The following is an 18,375-nucleotide window of genomic DNA, read 5'->3' as shown; positions in this document are numbered from 1 at the left end:
TTCCCCTTAATCCAGCCGCCGCTGGGTTTTCCAGGCCGTCAGGCCGATAAACACCACCGCCGAGGCGATCAAAAACAGCAGGTTAATCACCAGCACGGTGCCGATATTGCCCGCCAGGAACAGCGTTTGCAGCGTACTGACAAAGTAGCGCGCCGGAATGATATAGGTCACCGCACGTACCACGGCGGGCATGCTGTCGATCTGGAAGATAAAGCCAGACAGCATAATTGAAGGCAAAAAGGCGGCGTTCAGGGCCACCATTGCCGCGTTAAACTGGTTGCGGGTAATGGTCGAGATTAACAGCCCCATGCCGAGCGTGCTGGCCAGGAACAGGCTGCTGATCACCAACAGCAACAGCAGGGAGCCACGGTAGGGCACGCCGAGCACAAATACCGAAACCACCATACACAGCACCATGGCGATCATGCCCAGGAAATAGTACGGCACCAGTTTGGACAGCAGCAGCTCGCTGCGCGTGACCTGGGTGGAAAGCAGTGCCTCCATGGTGCCACGCTCCCATTCGCGGGCGATCACCAACGAGGTCAGAATGGCACCGATCACCGTCATGATAATGGTGATGGCTCCTGGAATAATAAAGTGCTGGCTGATGGCCGCCGGGTTAAACCAATAGCGCATCTGAACTTCAATCAGCGGCTTGTCATCACGCCCCAGATCGGTGGCACGCTGTTGCTGCCAGATTTGCCAGATCCCTTGGGTATAGCCTTGCACAAAGTTGGCGGTATTGGGCTCGCTGCCGTCGGTAATCACCTGCAACGGTGCTCGGTCGTTGGGCCTTGCCAAATGCTCGGCAAAATCGCTGGGGATCACCACCAGGCCGCGAATGCTGCCAGCCTGCATCATTTGGATCAATTGTTGGCGGTTATCGCTGACGGTCGGTTCAATATAGGGTGAGCCGATAAAGGCATTGGCCAGATCGCGGGCCTCTTCGCTTTGCTGTTCCATCAGGATCCCCAGCCGCAGCTTGCTGGAATCCAGGTTGATGCCGTAGCCAAAGATAAACAGCAGCATCAGTGGAATGACAAAAGCAATCAGCCCGCTGCTGGGATCGCGCAGGATCTGCCGGGTTTCTTTCAGGCATAACGCCCGCAGCCGCCGCCAGGAAAAGCCGTTGTCGCTGCTCATGCTGTCTCCTCCCGATCGTAGCCCTGCACCAGTTCGATAAACGCCTGCTCCATCGAAGGGTTGGGATTTTGCTCGCTGGCTACCTGCTGCTTGAGATCGTCCGGCGTGCCAGCGGCGATGATTTTGCCGCGATATACCAGGCCGATGCGATCGCAGTATTCCGCTTCATCCATAAAGTGGGTGGTGACCATCACCGTCACGCCTTTATCCACCATGCCGTTGATGTGCAGCCAGAACTCGCGCCGGGTCAGGGGATCGACACCCGAGGTGGGCTCATCAAGAAACAGAATATCCGGCTCATGCATCAGCGCACAGGCCAGAGCCAGCCGCTGTTTGAAACCGAGCGGTAGCGAATCCGGCGTTTGGTTGAGGATCGGGGCGAAGTTGAAGGCACGAGACATTTCGTCGATTTTATCGCGCTGGCTCTTGCCGCTCAGTCCATAAACGCCGGAGAAAAATTTCAGGTTCTGCGCCACCGTCAGGTTGCCATACAGCGAAAACTTCTGCGCCATATAGCCCAGATGCTGGCGCGCCTTGCCCGAGCTGGTTTTTAGATCCATCCCCAGCACCAGCGCTTTGCCATCGCTAGGCACCAGCAGGCCACACATCATCTTGAAAGTGGTGGACTTGCCTGCGCCGTTGGGGCCAAGCAGGCCAAAAATCTCGCCGCGCTGCACCTTGAAATCGACATGGTCGGTGGCTGCAAAGTCACCGAATTTTTTGGTCAAGCCCTGCGCTTCGATCACCGTTTCCGAGCTGTCGCCCGTGACCGTGGGCATGATCTCGGCCAGGGCGGATTTGCTGTTCGGGCCGCCGCCCAGCAGATCGATAAACGCATCCTCAAAACGTGGTTCGGCCTCGGTTAATTCGGCCTGTGGCAGATCCAGATCTCGCAATACTTGCTGATGATCTTCATCCGGTTTCAGGATCAGCCGCAGATATTTCCCCTGGATCACGCCGTCGCTGACCGCTGGCAGACAGATCGCTCGTTGCAACAGCGCCCGGTGGCTACCGACTGGGGTATCGATCAAAATGGTACGGCCTGCCATGCGCTGGGTAAGGTCCTGTGGCGCGCCGCTGAACAGCAACTCGCCTTCGTTCATCAGCAGCACTTCGCGGCACTGCTCGGCTTCGTCGAGATAGGAGGTACTCCACAGGATCAACATGCCGTCGTTGGCCAGCTCATGCACCATTCGCCATAACTCGCGGCGCGAAATGGGATCGACGCCGACGCCGGGTTCATCCAGCAGCAACACCTGAGGTTGGCCAAGCAGCGTACAGGCCAGCCCGAGCTTTTGCTTCATCCCGCCGGAAAGCTTGCCCGCCAGCCGTTCGGTAAAGCGGGTCAGATCGGTAAACGTCAGCAACCGCTCAAAGGTTTGCTTACGCAGATCGCCAGTGACTCCGCGCAGATCGGCATACAACGTGAGGTTTTCCATCACCGTCAGATCTTCATACAGCCCGAACTTCTGCGGCATGTAACCGAGAATGGCGTGTAACTGGCGATCCTGTGCGATTGGATCCAACCCAGCGACGGTCAGCTTGCCGCTGCTGGGTAGCAGCAAACCTGCCAACATGCGCAGCAGGGTGGTTTTACCCGCACCATCTGGGCCAACCAGCCCAGTGACTGCGCCACTGCGCAACGTGGTCGTCAGGCTGGCCACCGCCGGTTTATCGAGTGATGGAAAGCGTTTTTCCAACGCCACCAGTTCAATCGTATGTGCCTGTGCCATCACGGTTCCTTACGGTTGTGTGAAATGGACGGTAACCGGCATCCCCTGACGCAAGGCGTCATCGGCATCGTTGACGATGATCCGCAGGCGGTAGACCAGATCGGTACGCAGATCCGGCGTTTCTACGCTTTTGGGAGTGAACTCCGCGGTGGGGGAAACAAAGCCGATCTTGCCGTGATAAGGCTTGCCAGGGCGGCTGTCGGTCTCGATCAAGACTTCAGTACCCGGTGTGGCGCTACCCAGGCTGGTTTCATTAATGTAGGCACGAACCCACACCGGGCGGGTTAATGACAGGGTAAATACCGTGCTGCCAGCGTTGAGCATGGTGCCTGGCTCCACGGCTCGCGTCATAACCGTACCAACGGACGGAGAGAGCAGGGTGGTGTCATGCAGATCCAACTGGGCTTGCGCCAGTGCCGCCTCGGCTAGTGCCAGATTGGCGTTGGCCTCTTCGATTTCCTGCGGGCGGTTACCGGTCAGGTATTGCGACAGTTTGTCTTTCGACGCCTGCAAATTTGCCTGCGCCTGATTACGCGCGGTGCGGGCATCTTCCAGGGCGTCGGCTGAGGTGGCCTTTTTCGCCCATAGCCCCTGCTGGCGTTGCAAGAAGCTGTCGGCATAACTGAAGGCTGACTGCCGTTGGGCAACTTCGGAGCGCACCTGGGCAATCTCCTCGTTGCGGTAGCCTGCCTGCAATAAATCCAGTTTGGCTTTGGCGCTGGCAACGTTGGCCTGTGCCTGCAGCAACGCGTTCTGGTAAGGGGCATCGTCCAGTTTGCCCAGCAGTTGCCCCTGTTGCACGCTGTCCCCTTCGTCTACCGCCAGTGAGGCCAACCGGCCATTAACGCGGAAGCCCAGATTGACCGTGCGGATATCGACATTGCCATACAGCGTCAGGGGCTTATCCTGCTGGCGTTGGTAATACCAGAAACCATAGGCCGCAGCGGCGATCAGCATGATCGCTACACCCACAATGGCAACTCTTTTCTTGTTCATAACACTCCCTACCAAGACGGAAAGTTAGACGGCGTAACGCTGGCGTAGCCCGTTAACCAGAATGTCGATATGTTCGGCCAGCACTTCGCTAATCTGCTGGGCTTCTTCTGCCGCAATCTGATGCCAGCCAGCCTGACGTAGCAGGGTTTCCCGGCCAACGCGGAATGCCAGCACCTCACCGAGCAGCGCATGGGTATGTAAAACGATTTTGCTGGAGCGTTCATCGATGCCGGTATATCCCGCCAACAGGCGACACAATAACTGATGCAGCGGAGCTATCACCTGTTGGTGGATCAGCGGATAGGCATCGGTTGGCGAAAGCTGTTCGCGAGACATGATCTTGCTCAGGTTGAGCGTGTGGGGCTGCGTCATCAGTTGGCTGAAGGCCAGCAACCCGCTTTTGAGATGGTACAGGTAGTGTTCCGGCTGGCGTTGCTCCGCGGGCAGCAGGTAGAAACGTTCGATTTCTTCACTCAGCGGGCGGAAGCTTTGTTGGATAAAGTCGGCAATCCACTGGGCTACCGCCAGATATAACCCCTCTTTCGAGTTGAAATAATAGGTGATGGCGGCGATGTTCTGCCCGGCACGCTGGGCGATTTGCCGCGTGGTGGCACCCGAAATGCCATATTCGCCGAACACTTCAATGGCGGCGGTGAGCAGCTGTTGGCGGGCTTGATCACCCCGCTTGAGAGGGCTTGGCGGCGGGTTTTCTGCAGCGAACATGGGTTGACCTAAAAAGTTAATCAATCATATGATTAACTTTAGGCCGAGTGGGATAAAAAGTAAACCACAGGCCAGAACATTTTGCTTTTCCGTGAACTTGCTCGGCGAAAAGTGCTGTGAACACGTAAAATTGCCTTTTCTTATTCGATTTCTGCTACAATCTTGCGCTTGGTGCACTGCAGTTTGTGCCAATCCCTCGAGGTCATGCCAAGGATATGCCGCAAAAAAGTGCGAGTATTATCCTTATGCCCCGTCTGATCATCCTCCCGGAAACTGCACCGAACGTTTGTTTTGGTTAGGGGGGATCTGGAGTTTTTCTCTACTATGTCATTTGAAACCCTCGGCTTAAGTGCTGAAATTCTGCGCGCTGTTGAAGAACAGGGCTATCGCGAACCTACGCCAATTCAACGCCAGGCAATCCCGGTGGTATTGGCAGGCCGTGACCTGATGGCCAGCGCCCAGACCGGCACGGGTAAAACCGCCGGTTTTACTTTGCCGCTGTTACAGCTGCTGAGCAAACACGATCACCCAATCAAAGGCCGTCGTCCGGTGCGCGCGTTGATCCTGACGCCAACCCGTGAACTGGCTGCACAAATCGGTGAAAACGTTGAGGCTTACAGCAAACACCTGCGCCTGCGTTCGCTGGTGGTGTTTGGTGGTGTGAGCATCAACCCGCAGATGATGAAACTGCGCGGCGGCGTCGATATCCTGGTGGCAACGCCGGGTCGCCTGCTGGATCTGGAACATCAGAATGCGGTTGATCTGTCCAAAATTGAAATTCTGGTGCTGGACGAAGCCGACCGCATGCTGGATATGGGCTTTATCCATGATATCCGCCGCGTGCTGTCCAAGCTGCCTGCCAAGCGTCAGAACCTGCTGTTCTCCGCGACCTTCTCCGATGAGATCAAAGGGCTGGCCAGTAAACTGCTGACCAACCCGGCCTCGGTAGAAGTGGCTCGCCGCAATACCGCATCTGAGCAAATTGAACAGAGCGTTCACTTTGTCGATAAGAAGCGCAAGCGTGAACTGCTTTCCCAGATGATCGGTGAAGGGGACTGGAAGCAGGTGCTGGTATTTAACCGTACCAAGCACGGTGCCAACCATTTGGCCGAACAGCTGAATAAAGATGGCATCACCGCTGCGGCTATCCACGGCAACAAAAGCCAGGGCGCACGTACCCGCGCATTGGCAGACTTTAAAGACGGCAAAATCCGCGTGCTGGTCGCTACAGACATCGCTGCGCGTGGCCTGGATATCGATCAGTTGCCACACGTAGTGAACTACGAACTGCCAAACGTACCGGAAGATTACGTTCACCGTATTGGCCGTACCGGCCGTGCCGAACGTACCGGCGAGGCGATCTCGTTGGTCTGCGTGGATGAACACAAACTGCTGCGTGATATTGAGCGCCTGCTCAAACGTGAGATCCCGCGCATTGCCCTGCCAGGCTATGAGCCGGATCCAAGCATCAAGGCCGAGCCGATCATCAATGGCCGTCAGGCTGGTGGTGGCCGTGGTGCTCCACGTGGCAACGGCGGCGGCGCTCCGCGTACCGGTAACGGTGGCGGCCAGCGTAGTGGCAATGGTGGCGGTCAGCGTGAAAATCGCGGCGGCGGTAGTGCTCGCCCACAGGGTGAAGGCAAACCACGTTCAGGTGCTCCATCGCGCCGTCCGCATAGCCGTAAACCGTCTGAGTGATCCTCGATTGATGATCTATACTGAACCGCCATTTATTGGCGGTTTTTTTTCGCCTGTTTCAGGAGATCCAGATGAAATTGAAGTGTGCAATTCTTGATGATTACCAAGGTGTAGCGCTGAAGATGGCGGATTGGTCCGTCCTGGGCGAGCAGGTTGAGGTCTTCTCCCTGCGTGAGCATATTGACGATGAAGATCAATTGGTGAGCAGCATCAACGACTGCGAGATCGTGGTGATTATGCGAGAGCGCACGCCGTTCACCGCCGCATTGCTTGCTCGTTTGCCGAAACTGCAACTGCTGATCACCTCAGGCATGCGTAACGCTTCAATCGACTTGCCAGCGGCAACCCGGCAAGGCGTCATCGTTTGCGGCACAGCCAGCGGTTCCGAAGCGCCAATGGAACTGACCTGGGCGCTCATCCTCGGTTTGGCCAAGCATCTGGTGGCTGAAAGCGGCGGATTACGTGCCAACGGGCCTTGGCAGCAACATGTTGGCATCACCTTGCATGGCAAAACGTTGGGCTTATTGGGGCTGGGCAAGATCGGCGGCCAGATGGCAAAGGTGGCGCAGGCGTTTGGCATGAACGTCGTGGCCTGGAGCCAAAATCTGACGGCTGAAAGGGCACAGGAATTCGGGGTGCAACTTGCCGAGTCAAAACAGGCGCTGTTGGCAGCGAGTGACGTTGTTTCGGTGCATCTGGTGTTAAGCGATCGCAGCCGTGGGCTGATCGACCGCCAGGCGTTGGCACAGATGAAAAACAGCGCCTTCCTGATTAACACCTCGCGCGCAGCGATTGTCGATCAGCAAGCTTTGGTTGAAGCGCTGCAAACCGGGCAGATCGCCGGTGCTGGGCTGGACGTGTTTGAAGTAGAGCCACTGCCCGCCGATCACCCATTGCGCCGCTTGCCCAACGTGCTGGCTACGCCGCATGTGGGTTACGTCGCGGATGATAACTACCGCACCTATTTCCGGGAAGCGATTGCCGATATCCAGGCGTTTATTGCCGGTGAGCCGGTGCGTAAGCTAGGGTAATTTTATCGGCGGGAGGCTTGTTGGCACCGCCTTTCGCCCGTATCATTGCGCCCTCTTTGATTGCAGGGGTAGGCATGCGCGTATTATTGGCTCCAATGGAGGGGGTACTCGACTCTCTAGTGCGGGAATTGCTCACCGAGGTGAACGATTACGATCTCTGCATCACCGAATTCCTGCGGGTCGTCGATCAACGGCTGCCGGCCAAATCCTTCTACCGGCTGTGCCCGGAACTGCACCATGCCAGCAAAACGCCATCTGGCACCCAGGTGCGGGTGCAACTGCTTGGCCAGTATCCCGAATGGCTGGCGGAAAACGCCGCTCAGGCGGTCGAGCTGGGTTCCTACGGTGTCGATCTGAACTGCGGCTGCCCGTCCAAACATGTCAACGGCAGCGGCGGCGGGGCTACCTTGCTCAAAGATCCCGAACTGATTTATCAGGGTGCCAAAGCGATGCGCGCCGCGGTGCCAGCGCATCTGCCAGTGACGGTAAAAGTGCGCTTGGGTTGGGATTCAGATTCCCGCAGCTTTGAAATTGCCGATGCGGTGCAGCAAGCGGGCGCGACCGAAATCACTATCCATGGCCGTACCAAAGAGGACGGTTATAAAGCCGAGCGCATCAACTGGCAGGCGATCGGTGAGATCCGCCAGCGTTTGAGCATCCCGGTGATCGCCAACGGGGAAATCTGGGACTATCAAAGTGCGCAGGCGTGTATGCAGGCCACCGGCTGCGACGCGGTAATGCTGGGGCGCGGCGCGTTGAACATCCCCAACCTGAGCCGGGTGGTGAAATATAACGAACCGCGTATGCCTTGGCCGCAGGTGGTGCAGCTATTGCAAAAGTACGTGCATCTGGAAAAGCAGGGCGATACCGGTTTATACCACGTCGCCCGCATCAAACAGTGGCTCAGCTACCTGCGCAAAGAGTATCAGGAAGCCACGGAGCTGTTTACCGAGATCCGCACGTTAAACAACTCCAGGGATATTGCGCGGGTGATTTGCCGCTAACTACTGAGCTCGATGGCAAAATAGTGCCGCAGCGCCTCCAGCCGTTCCTCTTCTGAATGTAGCGTCGACTCCTTACGGTGATGGTTTTGGGTCACGATCAGCTTTAACTCGCTGAGGGTGATGCGGCCATCCTCTGTGGGCCGAGAGCACACCAGCTTTTGGGTAAAGTGCGACTGTGGCGAAGTGCTGTGATAGTGGCACATGCCGTTAAACTCTTCCGGCTGCCGGGGTTGCAGGGTAAAGCGATACAGCGTCTTGGCGCGGGAGGTTCGATCGCCATTGCGGCGCTCCAGGTGATACCACTCGCCGTCTTGCTCAAGATGAAAAGTCCCGCTGGCTTGCGGTTGTTGCTCGGTGGTGGTGATTTTCAGCGGGGCGAGGAAGGAATCGCCAAAGCCTACATCGACCAGATACGGCTGATCCAGGGTTACCACCAGCGCCATATGGTCAAACGGCGGGCCAAAAGAGCCGTCTTTGGCGTGGATTTCCCCGGAGATAAACGCCACCTGAAAGCCGATCTGCTGCAACAGCAGGGCGAATATCCGGTTCAATTCATAGCAAAATCCCCCGCGATTATGCTCGACGATTTTGCTGAACAGTTCGGCCTCGCCAAGATCGATCCCCTGATGATAGATAATGCTCAAATTCTCGAAGGGAACCGCCAGCATATGGCAGCGATGCAACTGTTGCAGAGTTTGCAGATCGGCCTGTGGTGTGCCTGTGAAGCCGATGTGTTGCAGATAGCGTAGTATGTCCACCAGAATTCTCGCTATACGGGAAATTTTGCATAAATTAGCGGGAATTACGGCACTCGGGGAAGCAATATGTGCGGTGCTGAAAATTACCGACGTAAAGTCGCTTCTGCCAATGCATCATACTCGTCATCCAGACAGGCCGTGACCACCATCATACAAGCATGTGAAAGCCGTCTGTAATTAACCAGAAAGACAAATGCGTATCGATTTCAGTCCGTTTAAAATGAGCCATTTAGAGAATAAAAGTATGTTGTTAAAAACAGTATTGACATAGTTTGAAAAAGCCGTAGATTAGTATTCAGCAGCGGGAAATTGATAGTTGGCTGCTTAGCTAAATAACAGATTGAAAGATTATTTTTAATAAGTTGTTTAGCGATATTGCGATAAAGGCCACGAAGTTCTGTTGTATGGGGAAGTCGTCGTTGAGTAGCAATTTGGGCTTACACGACAATGCTCTAAGGCCACGTAGTCAGTACCGACGATCGCAGGGTGTGTACCATAACGCGATGATGTAAGGCTATGTTTTTCAAGTGTTAATGTTGCAACTTGTTAATTTTATCCTGTAAGTATGTTGCAATGAAAGTAAGGCCATGCGTCAAAAGTTTATATCGCGAGGGGGAATGTACCAGTTTAGCTTGCTTTACCTCGGTTAATTATTGTGAGGTAGGTAGGTCGAAATTTGTAAATCAGCCAGTATAGGGGAGGACGTAGTTAGTTTTTTAATACCCAATATTATCTGTGATAAACAAGTACATTTTTAAGCAGTATCGAAAGTAGTACCCAGTTAGTAAGTTGATTAATGTTGAATTTTAAATCTGCAGTAACCTAAAAGCCCTGGCAAATATTGTCAGGGCTTTTTCGTTGATCCCTTTGCCAGACGATGACTTTGGTGGTGTTGCTCCAGTGCCCTTTGGAGGATAACCACTGCCAGAAACTGTCATGCTCGAGCCTTAGCCTGAACGCCTTACTAAAGAGAGCGGGAGGCGTTATGCAAGATTTTACGGGTAAAGTGGCGTTGGTGACCGGTGCTTCCACCGGTATTGGTGAAGCTATTGCTCAAGAGTTGGTCGAACGAGGGGCGAAGGTAGCGATCACCGCCAGAAATCGCGCAAGGCTGGCAGCAACGGCGCAACGTATCGATCCGACAGGCAAATCGGTATTTCCGTTGGTTATGGATGCTCGCGATCCTGAATCGGTGCGCAGTGCGGTAGCGCAGACGCTGGCCCTTGGCGGGCAATTGCATCTGCTGGTCAACAATGCCGGTATTACCGGGCCACACGATGTGCCGCTGAATGAATATTCCATTGATGATTGGCACGCGGTGATTGAAACCGATCTCAGCGGCACTTTCTATGGGATGAAGTACGGATTACCCGCTATCGCTGCGGCAGGCGGTGGCGCGGTTGTGAATCTCTCAGCCGTTAATGGCATGGTCGGCATTGCGGGCATTGCGCCTTATACTGCAGCCAAGCATGGCATTATCGGATTGACACGGGCCGCCGCTCTGGAGTTTGCCGATCGGGGGATACGCATCAACGCCGTCGGGCCTGGTTATGTCGATACGCCTTCGATGGCCAGATTGCCAGCCTGGGTGCGGGAGAAAATGGCTACCTCTCATCCGATGGGGCGTATGGCTACGCGTGAAGAAGTAGCGAAAACGGTGGTTTTTTTGCTTTCTACAGACAGCAGTTTCACCACCGGGGCCTTTTACAGCATTGATGGGGGGTATACGGCACAGTAAACCACAGAGGGCGCTGCATGCTGCGCCCTCGGGCAAAGGTGTAAGCGAGCTTGCGTTTTTGCAGGACTTCTTAGCAGGACTCATTCAAATTAATCGCCTGAACGTGTGCAGCGACACCGGCGCTGGTCGGGATCTTCTTTATTCCTGCGCTGTACCTGCATATTCAACGGCTGCGCGAATGGACGAAATCCCGGTTTTGATAGCGTGCCCTCCGTCTACCGCGGCAGGCACGATCGATCAGACTGATCCGGCAACAGGCAGGGCAGAGGTCGGCAGCCCGAATATTTTGTCGAAGGCCCAGTTAAACACAAAGGTATAGCAGGGAATAATCACGATCAGCGCCATATCCAACAGCAACGCCTGCACCAGAGAGATCCCCATCCACCAGGCGATCAGCGGGATCAGGTAAACTACCAGCGTCAGTTGGAAGCCCACCGCGTGCAGAATGCGGCGTTTCAGTGTGCGGGTGCGTGAAGCCTGGCGGCTTTCCCAGAATTCGTACAGATAGTTGTAAATCAGGTTCCAACTGACGGCGATGGTAGTGATGATCACCGCCAACGGCCCGGTGCTGCTCGGGGCGGTGCCGGAAAGCAGTGCCAGCCCAAGGGCCGAAATGACCATACCGATAACTTCATAAGCGGTCACATAGACCAGTTTGCGTTTCACGCCTTGCATACTTTTCTCCTGCTTTATTTTCCGTGCCTGATGACGTCCGGCAACCCGACGCGTAAGATAGCGTCAATGCTATTGATAGAAAAAGTCAGAAGCTGTCAGTTTTTCTGATAGGTTAGGCGATGAATTTTTCCAGTGACAATATTGAACTGTTTTTGGCCGTGTTGGATCGCGGCTCATTCTCGGCGGCAGCCAGGGCCTTGCGGCGTGTGCCTTCGGCGGTTAGCATGGGGATCGCCAATATGGAGGCGGAGCTGGGCTTTCAGCTGTTTGACCGCTCGCACCGCGAACCGGTGCCCACCGCGCTGGCATTGGCGCTGGCTCCCCACGCACGCCTGATTGCCGAACAGCTCAAGCAACTGCAGATCCACGCCATTGAGCTTTCTCAGGGGTTGGAAAGCAGGTTGTCGATCGGTGTGGCGTCTGATATCAACAGCAGCGGTCTACTGGCGGCGGTGAAAGCGCTGGCGGAACGCTACCCATTGTTGGATATCGAGGTGCTGACCGCTCCGCAAGATGATGTTTTGCATATGCTGCATCAACAGCGGGTCAGCCTGTGTCTGGCATTCGGCGGGCTGGAGGTTAACAGCCAGGAACATTTTCACTATGTGGGTAGCGAGTCGTTGGTAGCGACCATTGCGGCGCAACATTCGGCCCTGAGCACTAGCGGTGCCGAGCTGTTTTTGGAGGAACTGGTCAACGTGCGGCAGATCATGGTGGCTAGCCGTGACTTACCTATGGCCGATAAACGCCCACAGGTAGCGGAATCCTTCTGGCGTACTGACAGTTTGCCGATGGCGCTAAGCATGGTGGAAGCAGGGCTGGGATGGGGCAACTTTCCGCTGTCGTTGACTGCACCATTGCTGGCGCAGGGGCGGTTGATCCGCCTGAAATTTAAAAATACCAAAAACGAGCTGCGTCTGCCGGTGCACCTGATTTGGCTGAAGAACCAGCCGCAACAGAAGGCGGCCAGGGAGTTGCTGGCGTTGATGATGGACCCCTCACCCTAACCCTCTCCCACAGGGAGAGGGGACCGATCGAGCCACAAATTAACAGCGGCATTCATCCTCAATATCAGCCATGCCACAGACTAGCTTCTGTACCTGACGGCAACACCGGACTAGCTCAATATCAACCTAAGCTCTGTACCTGACGACAGTACCAAACTAGCTCAATATCAACCTAAGCTCTGTACCTGACGGCAACACCGGGCTAGCTCCCTCTCCCTGTGGGAGAGGGTTGGGGTGAGGGGAAATTGTTGCCGCCCCAGCTGAAGTTATACTCACGTATCCTTACGTTTCTATTGCTTTTATTTTGTCCAGCGCGTTAATTTGAATAACGTAATCAGGCAAGGGGAAAGGGCATGATCAACGAAACGTTATTATCGGTACTCAGCATTACCGGGGCTATTACACTTGGCGCGATGAGTCCAGGGCAAAGCTTTATTCTGGTAGCGCGAACGGCGGTGGCTTCGTCACGGCGCGATGGGATGGCGGTAGCATTGGGGATGGGGATCGGCTGTTTTATCTTCGCACTCGTTGCCTTGTTGGGGCTGCAATCGCTGCTGCTTGCGCTGCCTTGGCTGTATACCACGCTGAAAATGCTGGGGGGCGCCTATCTGATCTATCTGGCGTTCAAAATGCTGCGCGGAGCTAATCAGCCGTTGATGATCGAAGCGGTTGGCGGCCAGCAGCTAGGCTTTCGCCGGGCGTTCACCACCGGCCTGCTAACCCAGTTGGGCAACCCGAACACCGCTATCGTATTCGGCAGCGTGTTTGCGGCGTTGCTTAGCCATAATATCCCCATGGTGCTGTATATCGTGTTGCCGCTGATTGCTCTGGCCGTCGATCTGTTGTGGTATGCCTTTGTGGCGTTTGTGCTGTCATCACCGCGCCCGCGCCGCGTCTACCTGCGTTTCAAAGCCTGGTTCGATCGTCTGGGCGGCAGCGTGCTGGCCTTACTGGGCCTGAAGCTGATGCTCAACAAATAGTCTTATTGTGCGTGACGCCGCCGCCACCAGTAGCGAAGCAGCAGAATAGCGGCGATCACCACCACGCAGAACAGCAGGCTATACAGCTTTTTGTCACTACCGCTGACAAAACTGCTGATGGCCTGGCCACCAAAATAGCCGAGCAACACAAATAGCGTGGCCCACAGGATAGCCCCCAGAATATTCAGCGGGATAAAGCGTGAGGGGGGCAGCTTGCTGGCACCGATCAGCACCGGGCCGATAAGACGGAATCCGTACATAAAACGGACGCCAATCACAAATAAAATCGGGTGGCGGGCAATCAGCTTTTGGGCGCGTTCAATGCGTGCTTGCTGGCTCTCGATAGGGCAAGCACCCGCCCACCAAAATGGCGCCCGGCAAAATAGAGCACCTGATCGCCCAAGGCGCCACCAATGGCGACCACCGCAATCACCAGCGGCAGGTGCAGCAATCCGTTGTGTGCCGCAATTCCTCCCAACAGGGTGATGGTTTCCCCTTCGAGCAGGCAGCCAATCAGCAGTGCCCAGTAACCGTATTGGGTAATGTAGTGGGCCAAATCCGTCATTGTTGTTCCTTTATCGCGATGAAATAGGATTATAACACCCTGTCCCGGCTGTGGGAGGTGAATTGAAACGGCCCGAACTTAATAATAGATTCTTGTATTCGCATAGTGTTTAATCCGCTATTAATAAACTCGTCTGCCAATGACATGGAGATATTATGCTCAAGGTGGCTCTCTGGTTGGTGCTATCTCTGTTTTCAGGGAGCGGGGTGATAATTTATGCTTTGCAACAGCAATATGAAGAGCAATCAGTCACCTATCGTATTTTATATCGTGAGGTGACGGTTAAATTATCCCAGCTTGAGACGGTGCTTTCCTTACTGTCGGTGTCCAGCGATCCCGCCATCGTCCAGCAAAAATTCCCGCAGATTGTGGCATGGAAACGTATGCCACAGGCACAGCCAATCCCGACTTTAACGCCAACGGGAGAGGGAACTTACTGGCTGGCACACCAACATTTTGCGCTGTTGATCGATCCTGCGCTGTTATTTGCGGACATTCCCCAGCGTCATGATTTCCGGCATATCGGCCTGAGTTGGCAAAATAAGCCTTTATTTGAGCAGGGGGATCATGCTGAACCGGCGTATTGGCAATGGGATAAGGGGATCAACAATACCTTACAGCCCTTTGAATTATCCGCTCGAAACGACCCTGATTGGGCGCGTTTGCCTTGGTTACTGTTATTGCTGTTGCCAGTTTTCTGGGCTGGTGTCGTCTATTTTATCGCCCAGTATCGTATTCAAAAACGCCAACGCAATATTGCCGTTTTGCGTGAACACTTCTCGCAATTGACGCGGCTTAACGCCATGGGGGAAATCACGGCCAGCATGGTTCACGAACTCAACCAACCGCTGACTGCGGTGTTAAGTTATAACCAGGCCGCCCTGCGCCTGTTAGACCAACAACAGCAGGATAAAGCTATGCCGCTGCTTGATGCGGCTGTGATACAAATCAAACGCATCAGTACGTTGCTGCTGCAATTTCGGCAAAAATTGGCGCATGAGCAGGTGATATTGCAAGAGGTCGATCTGCATAAGGTCTGGTTGCGTGTCACTATGCTGCTGGAAGATGAGATCAACAAGGGCAAGGTCAGGATCGTTAACCGGATGCCCGATACGTTACCCCCTCTGCGAGCCGATCCTCTCTGGGTTGAACAAATCTTCCATAACGTTGTAACCAACGCCATTCAGGCGCAACAGCCCAATCAGCCGGAGTCAGGTTGGGTGACAATCGATGCTGAATACTCGGCTCAAGGGATCCGGCTGATGATTACCGATGGTGGGCCAGGGCTTTCTGAACCAGCATTGCAACAGGTCTTTATTCCCTTCTTCACCACTCGCCAAGAGGGATTGGGGCTGGGCATGGCGCTGACAGAAACTCTGGTTCAGCGCCTGAACGGCACTATTACGGTAGAAAATATGGCCGGTCAGGGAGCGCGTTTTACCCTGTGGTTTCCGTTGAACACTCAGGAGGAGTAATGGAACAGTTTATTTATCTGATTGATGACGATCGAGCCATCCGTAGTTCTCTCAGTGCACTATTGGCAACCATGGGCTGGCAAACGCAGGCTTACGAAAACAGTCTGGATTTTCAACAGCAGATGGGGGAGCCGCAGGCGCTGTGCGGTTGTTTGCTGCTGGATATTCGCATGCCGGGCAAAAGCGGCATCACGCTACTGGAAGAGTGGCAACAACAGGGCCTGGAGATCCCCGTTATCATCATGACTGGTCACGGGAATATTGATTTATGCCGGCGGGCCTTCAAAAGCGGGGCTTTTGAATTCTTGACCAAGCCCATTGATGCCGATCTGTTGATCGAAACGGTCGCCGGGGCATTGGAACATCAGCGCAAGTTGCAACAACAGCGGCAAGCAACCGCCGAGCTACAAGAGAGGCTCAATGCGCTGTCAGCACGGGAGCTGGAGGTCACCGGGCTGATTATGCAAGGGAAATCCAGCAAGGAAATTGCTCAGGAGCTGGAGCTTTCGCCGCGCACGGTAGAGGCCCATCGTGCCAATTTATTTGCCAAATTGGCGATCAATTCGTCGGTGAAGTTAATGAAAGTCTATGGTGAGCTGTTTTCTCCAGTAAGAGTTAAGTAAAAATACCTAGAGCCTTAGGTATTCAACCGAATTGCGACACCGCTGTACGCTGGTTATTTTAGCTGAATCTTCATTGTTCATTATAAATAACCTTTCAAGCGAGGAATGCATGAATATTAAACCTCTGGTACTGCTGGTTTCTCTCTCCGTTGTTTCCGGTAATGTTTTAGCCGATGATTATTTAGCCGGATACTATGGGGCGATAAAACTATTGCATGCCAGACAATCGGCAGAAGATATGAATACCAGCAGTCGCCCAGGCGTCGGTGATTTTGTCAGCGGCGACGAAAAACATAATTTCTATAACGGGGCTATCGCCGCAGGCTATCAATTTGGCAATGGTTGGCGCAGTGAGGCGGAGTATGTGTTCAAAAAGAAAAGCGAATACACCAGCGGCTCCACCACCTTTGCCAGCAGCTACAATCACCACAAAGTGGATGCTCAGCGCCTGATGCTCAATGTTTATCGTGACTACGCGCTAGGGTATGACTTCTCGCTGTATGGCACGGTTGGCCTGGGTATCGCCAAAGTGAAATCCGACGGCTGGCAGGGTAATACCTCGCGCCAATACGCGGCAAGCACGCAAAATAATCTGGCTTACTCCATTGGCGCAGGGATCAGCTATGCGGCCATGGAGCGGCTGAATCTTGATTTAGGCTATCGCTACGTGGATATGGGCAAGATTGAAAGTGGCTACAATAACTTCACCAATGCCCGTGGGTTGAAAGATGAGCAAATGAAAGCACGCCTGGTTTCCAGTGAGTTTGCTTTAGGCGTGCGTTACCTGTTCTAGCCTTATCATTGATACCGGGCCGTGAGTTGCGTCATCGCGGCCTATACCTGCTGAACAATCCGTTCGGAGGTTCCTCCCCCCTGATCGATCGGAAAAACCATCACTCATGCTGCTGCCATGATAGCCACCTCGGTTTTTTGCTGTGAGATAAGTGATAATAACCGCCATACGATGGAGATTAATCATTCTGCCATGCCCTGGCGGTGTGGCGTAGTAGAGGAGTAACCGATGTATCAGGATTTTGACAGTGAGTTGAAATGGGCCATGCGCCATATGCCACGTACCCGCGCGGCAGTAGCGGCTTTACCGGATCTGCACGGCGTACGCCTGGCGTGTAACATGCACCTGGATCTGAAAATGGCCCCGCTGGTAGCCGGGCTGCTGGATAAGGGCGCGGCCATTTATCTCACCACCTGTAACCCGACGACGGTACAGGATGACGTCGTGGCCTGGCTGGAGCGCCATGGTGCTCAAGCGCACGCCTGGCGTGATATGAGCGATGCCGACTGGTCCGAATCTTTCGACCGCGCGCTGGCCTGGGGGCCGACTCATCTGTGCGAGATGGGAGCCGATCTGACCACTCGCCTGCATCAATCGGCCAACGGCCCGCAGATCAAGGCCGGGCTGGAAGCGACCGGTTCAGGTATCAGCCGTTTGGGGGGCATTGCGCCACGTTACCCGATCTTTAACTGGGATGACCTGCCGGTAAAAGAAGGGTTGCATAATCGCCATATGGTTGGGCTGACCGCCTGGCATACTTTCTTCCAGACCACCCATCTGACGCTGCATGAAAAATGTGTGGTGGTGATTGGTTATGGGCTGGTAGGCCAAGGCGTAGCAGCCTCTGCCAAAGCTTATGGCGGGCAAGTTATCGTGGCGGAAATCGATCCGGCTCGAGCTTTGCAAGCGCGCTACGATGGTTGGGCGGTAGTCGATTTAGCCACTGCCGTAGAGCAGGCCGACGTGATTGCCACAGCCACCGGAGCCAAGAACGTGCTGTCAGCACGGCACCTGGAGCGGGCCAGGGATGGGGTGTTTATCCTCAACGTTGGGCATGTGGCGGAAGAGATCGACGTCGGTTTCCTGCAGGCCCTGCCGCACAGCGAGCCAATGCCATTTGTGAATGCTTACCAACTGGCAGACAAAACGCTGTATCTACTGGCCAACGGGTCGATGTTCAACCTGACGGCAGGCTACGGCGACAGCCTGAATGCCTTCGATGTGACCCTGGCCGTGATGGCCGCCGGGATTGGGCATATCGTGGGGGCCGGTGAGCAGCATGCTGCCGGATTGTACCTGTTGCCGCAATCTGCCTGGCAGCCAGCGCTGTAACTTTTACCTCGCGGGCGTACAACCCAGTACGCTCGCGGGTTGCATAAATTTTGCGCCGATAGATTTTGTCACAAATAGCTACTCACAATCACAGTGCAATT

At 54.7% G+C, this 18,375-nt stretch carries 16 protein-coding genes and 1 pseudogene; 10 read left to right on the top strand and 7 right to left on the bottom strand.

Features of this window, described 5'->3' with window-relative positions; genetic code table 11:
- Positions 1 to 6 precede the first annotated feature (6 nt).
- Genes ABIE29_RS12035 through cecR form a run of 4 tightly spaced genes read right to left on the bottom strand, consistent with a single transcriptional unit; the run spans position 7 to position 4,595 of the window.
- Positions 7 to 1,143 (bottom strand): ABC transporter permease, encoded by a 1,137-nt coding sequence (locus tag ABIE29_RS12035; RefSeq protein ID WP_429619026.1) that lies wholly within the window; start codon positions 1,141 to 1,143, stop codon positions 7 to 9.
- The gene (locus ABIE29_RS12030) at positions 1,140 to 2,876 is read right to left on the bottom strand and encodes an ATP-binding cassette domain-containing protein (protein WP_429619025.1); all 1,737 of its coding nucleotides are present in this window, start codon (positions 2,874 to 2,876) and stop codon (positions 1,140 to 1,142) included. The genes ABIE29_RS12035 and ABIE29_RS12030 overlap by 4 nt, the downstream gene beginning before the upstream one ends.
- A 9-nt stretch (positions 2,877 to 2,885) precedes the next feature.
- On the bottom strand, positions 2,886 to 3,872 hold the full coding sequence (gene hlyD / locus ABIE29_RS12025) for a secretion protein HlyD (protein WP_429619024.1): 987 nt from the start codon (positions 3,870 to 3,872) through the stop codon (positions 2,886 to 2,888).
- A gap of 24 nt (positions 3,873 to 3,896) precedes the next feature.
- Positions 3,897 to 4,595, bottom strand: a complete 699-nt coding sequence (gene cecR / locus ABIE29_RS12020) for a transcriptional regulator CecR (RefSeq protein WP_429619023.1) — start codon at positions 4,593 to 4,595, stop codon at positions 3,897 to 3,899.
- 324 nt (positions 4,596 to 4,919) lie between these two features.
- On the opposite strand from cecR, the gene rhlE reads away from it, so the two are divergent.
- From rhlE to dusC, 3 genes are all read left to right on the top strand, one after another.
- Positions 4,920 to 6,293 (top strand): ATP-dependent RNA helicase RhlE, encoded by a 1,374-nt coding sequence (rhlE, locus tag ABIE29_RS12015; RefSeq protein ID WP_024530562.1) that lies wholly within the window; start codon positions 4,920 to 4,922, stop codon positions 6,291 to 6,293.
- A gap of 71 nt (positions 6,294 to 6,364) precedes the next feature.
- Positions 6,365 to 7,324, top strand: a complete 960-nt coding sequence (locus ABIE29_RS12010; RefSeq protein ID WP_429619022.1) for a D-2-hydroxyacid dehydrogenase family protein — start codon at positions 6,365 to 6,367, stop codon at positions 7,322 to 7,324.
- Between the two features lie 74 nt (positions 7,325 to 7,398).
- Positions 7,399 to 8,328, top strand: coding sequence for a tRNA dihydrouridine(16) synthase DusC (dusC, locus tag ABIE29_RS12005; protein ID WP_429619021.1), 930 nt, complete (start codon positions 7,399 to 7,401; stop codon positions 8,326 to 8,328).
- Here the strand turns inward: dusC and ABIE29_RS12000 are convergent.
- Positions 8,325 to 9,086: an arylamine N-acetyltransferase family protein gene (locus ABIE29_RS12000; RefSeq protein WP_429619020.1), complete on the bottom strand. Its 762-nt coding sequence runs from the start codon at positions 9,084 to 9,086 to the stop codon at positions 8,325 to 8,327. The two genes, dusC and ABIE29_RS12000, sit on opposite strands and share 4 nt — an antisense overlap.
- Positions 9,087 to 10,071: 985 nt before the next feature.
- Between ABIE29_RS12000 and ABIE29_RS11995 the strand changes: the two genes are divergently transcribed.
- Entirely contained in the window at positions 10,072 to 10,824 is a 753-nt protein-coding gene (locus ABIE29_RS11995; RefSeq protein WP_429619019.1) for an SDR family NAD(P)-dependent oxidoreductase, read from the top strand.
- Positions 10,825 to 11,061: 237 nt separating this feature from the next.
- Here the strand turns inward: ABIE29_RS11995 and ABIE29_RS11990 are convergent, their stop codons facing one another.
- Positions 11,062 to 11,499, bottom strand: a complete 438-nt coding sequence (locus ABIE29_RS11990; protein WP_429619018.1) for a PACE efflux transporter — start codon at positions 11,497 to 11,499, stop codon at positions 11,062 to 11,064.
- A 119-nt stretch (positions 11,500 to 11,618) separates the two neighbouring features.
- Here ABIE29_RS11990 and ABIE29_RS11985 point away from each other — a divergent pair, with 119 nt between their 5' ends.
- The gene (locus ABIE29_RS11985; protein ID WP_429619017.1) at positions 11,619 to 12,506 is read left to right on the top strand and encodes a LysR family transcriptional regulator; all 888 of its coding nucleotides are present in this window, start codon (positions 11,619 to 11,621) and stop codon (positions 12,504 to 12,506) included.
- Positions 12,507 to 12,859: 353 nt separating this feature from the next.
- Positions 12,860 to 13,486 carry a LysE family translocator gene (locus ABIE29_RS11980; RefSeq protein ID WP_429619016.1) on the top strand — a complete coding sequence of 209 codons (627 nt, stop codon included), beginning with the start codon at positions 12,860 to 12,862 and terminating at the stop codon, positions 13,484 to 13,486.
- A 2-nt stretch (positions 13,487 to 13,488) separates the two neighbouring features.
- Here ABIE29_RS11980 and ABIE29_RS11975 read toward each other — a convergent pair.
- Positions 13,489 to 14,051: pseudogene (locus tag ABIE29_RS11975) on the bottom strand (DedA family protein).
- 155 nt (positions 14,052 to 14,206) lie between these two features.
- Between ABIE29_RS11975 and ABIE29_RS11970 the strand changes: the two are divergent.
- The 4 genes from ABIE29_RS11970 to ABIE29_RS11955 all read left to right on the top strand — a co-directional run bounded on the left by ABIE29_RS11970 (position 14,207) and on the right by ABIE29_RS11955 (position 18,274).
- Complete coding sequence (locus ABIE29_RS11970; RefSeq protein WP_429619014.1) at positions 14,207 to 15,526, top strand: sensor histidine kinase; 1,320 nt, start codon at positions 14,207 to 14,209, stop codon at positions 15,524 to 15,526.
- On the top strand, positions 15,526 to 16,149 hold the full coding sequence (locus ABIE29_RS11965; RefSeq protein ID WP_429619012.1) for a response regulator transcription factor: 624 nt from the start codon (positions 15,526 to 15,528) through the stop codon (positions 16,147 to 16,149). The genes ABIE29_RS11970 and ABIE29_RS11965 overlap by 1 nt, the downstream gene beginning before the upstream one ends.
- A 109-nt stretch (positions 16,150 to 16,258) precedes the next feature.
- A complete protein-coding gene (locus ABIE29_RS11960) occupies positions 16,259 to 16,942 on the top strand; it encodes an outer membrane protein (RefSeq protein ID WP_429619011.1) in 684 nt (227 codons plus the stop codon).
- Between the two features lie 228 nt (positions 16,943 to 17,170).
- Positions 17,171 to 18,274: an adenosylhomocysteinase gene (locus tag ABIE29_RS11955; RefSeq protein WP_429619010.1), complete on the top strand. Its 1,104-nt coding sequence runs from the start codon at positions 17,171 to 17,173 to the stop codon at positions 18,272 to 18,274.
- Positions 18,275 to 18,375: the final 101 nt, after the last annotated feature.

Origin of the sequence: Serratia sp. 2723 (assembly GCF_050434425.1) — a bacterium.
In the GTDB taxonomy this organism is placed as follows: Bacteria; Pseudomonadota; Gammaproteobacteria; order Enterobacterales; family Enterobacteriaceae; genus Chania.
This window is presented reverse-complemented; position numbering and strand designations above follow the sequence as displayed.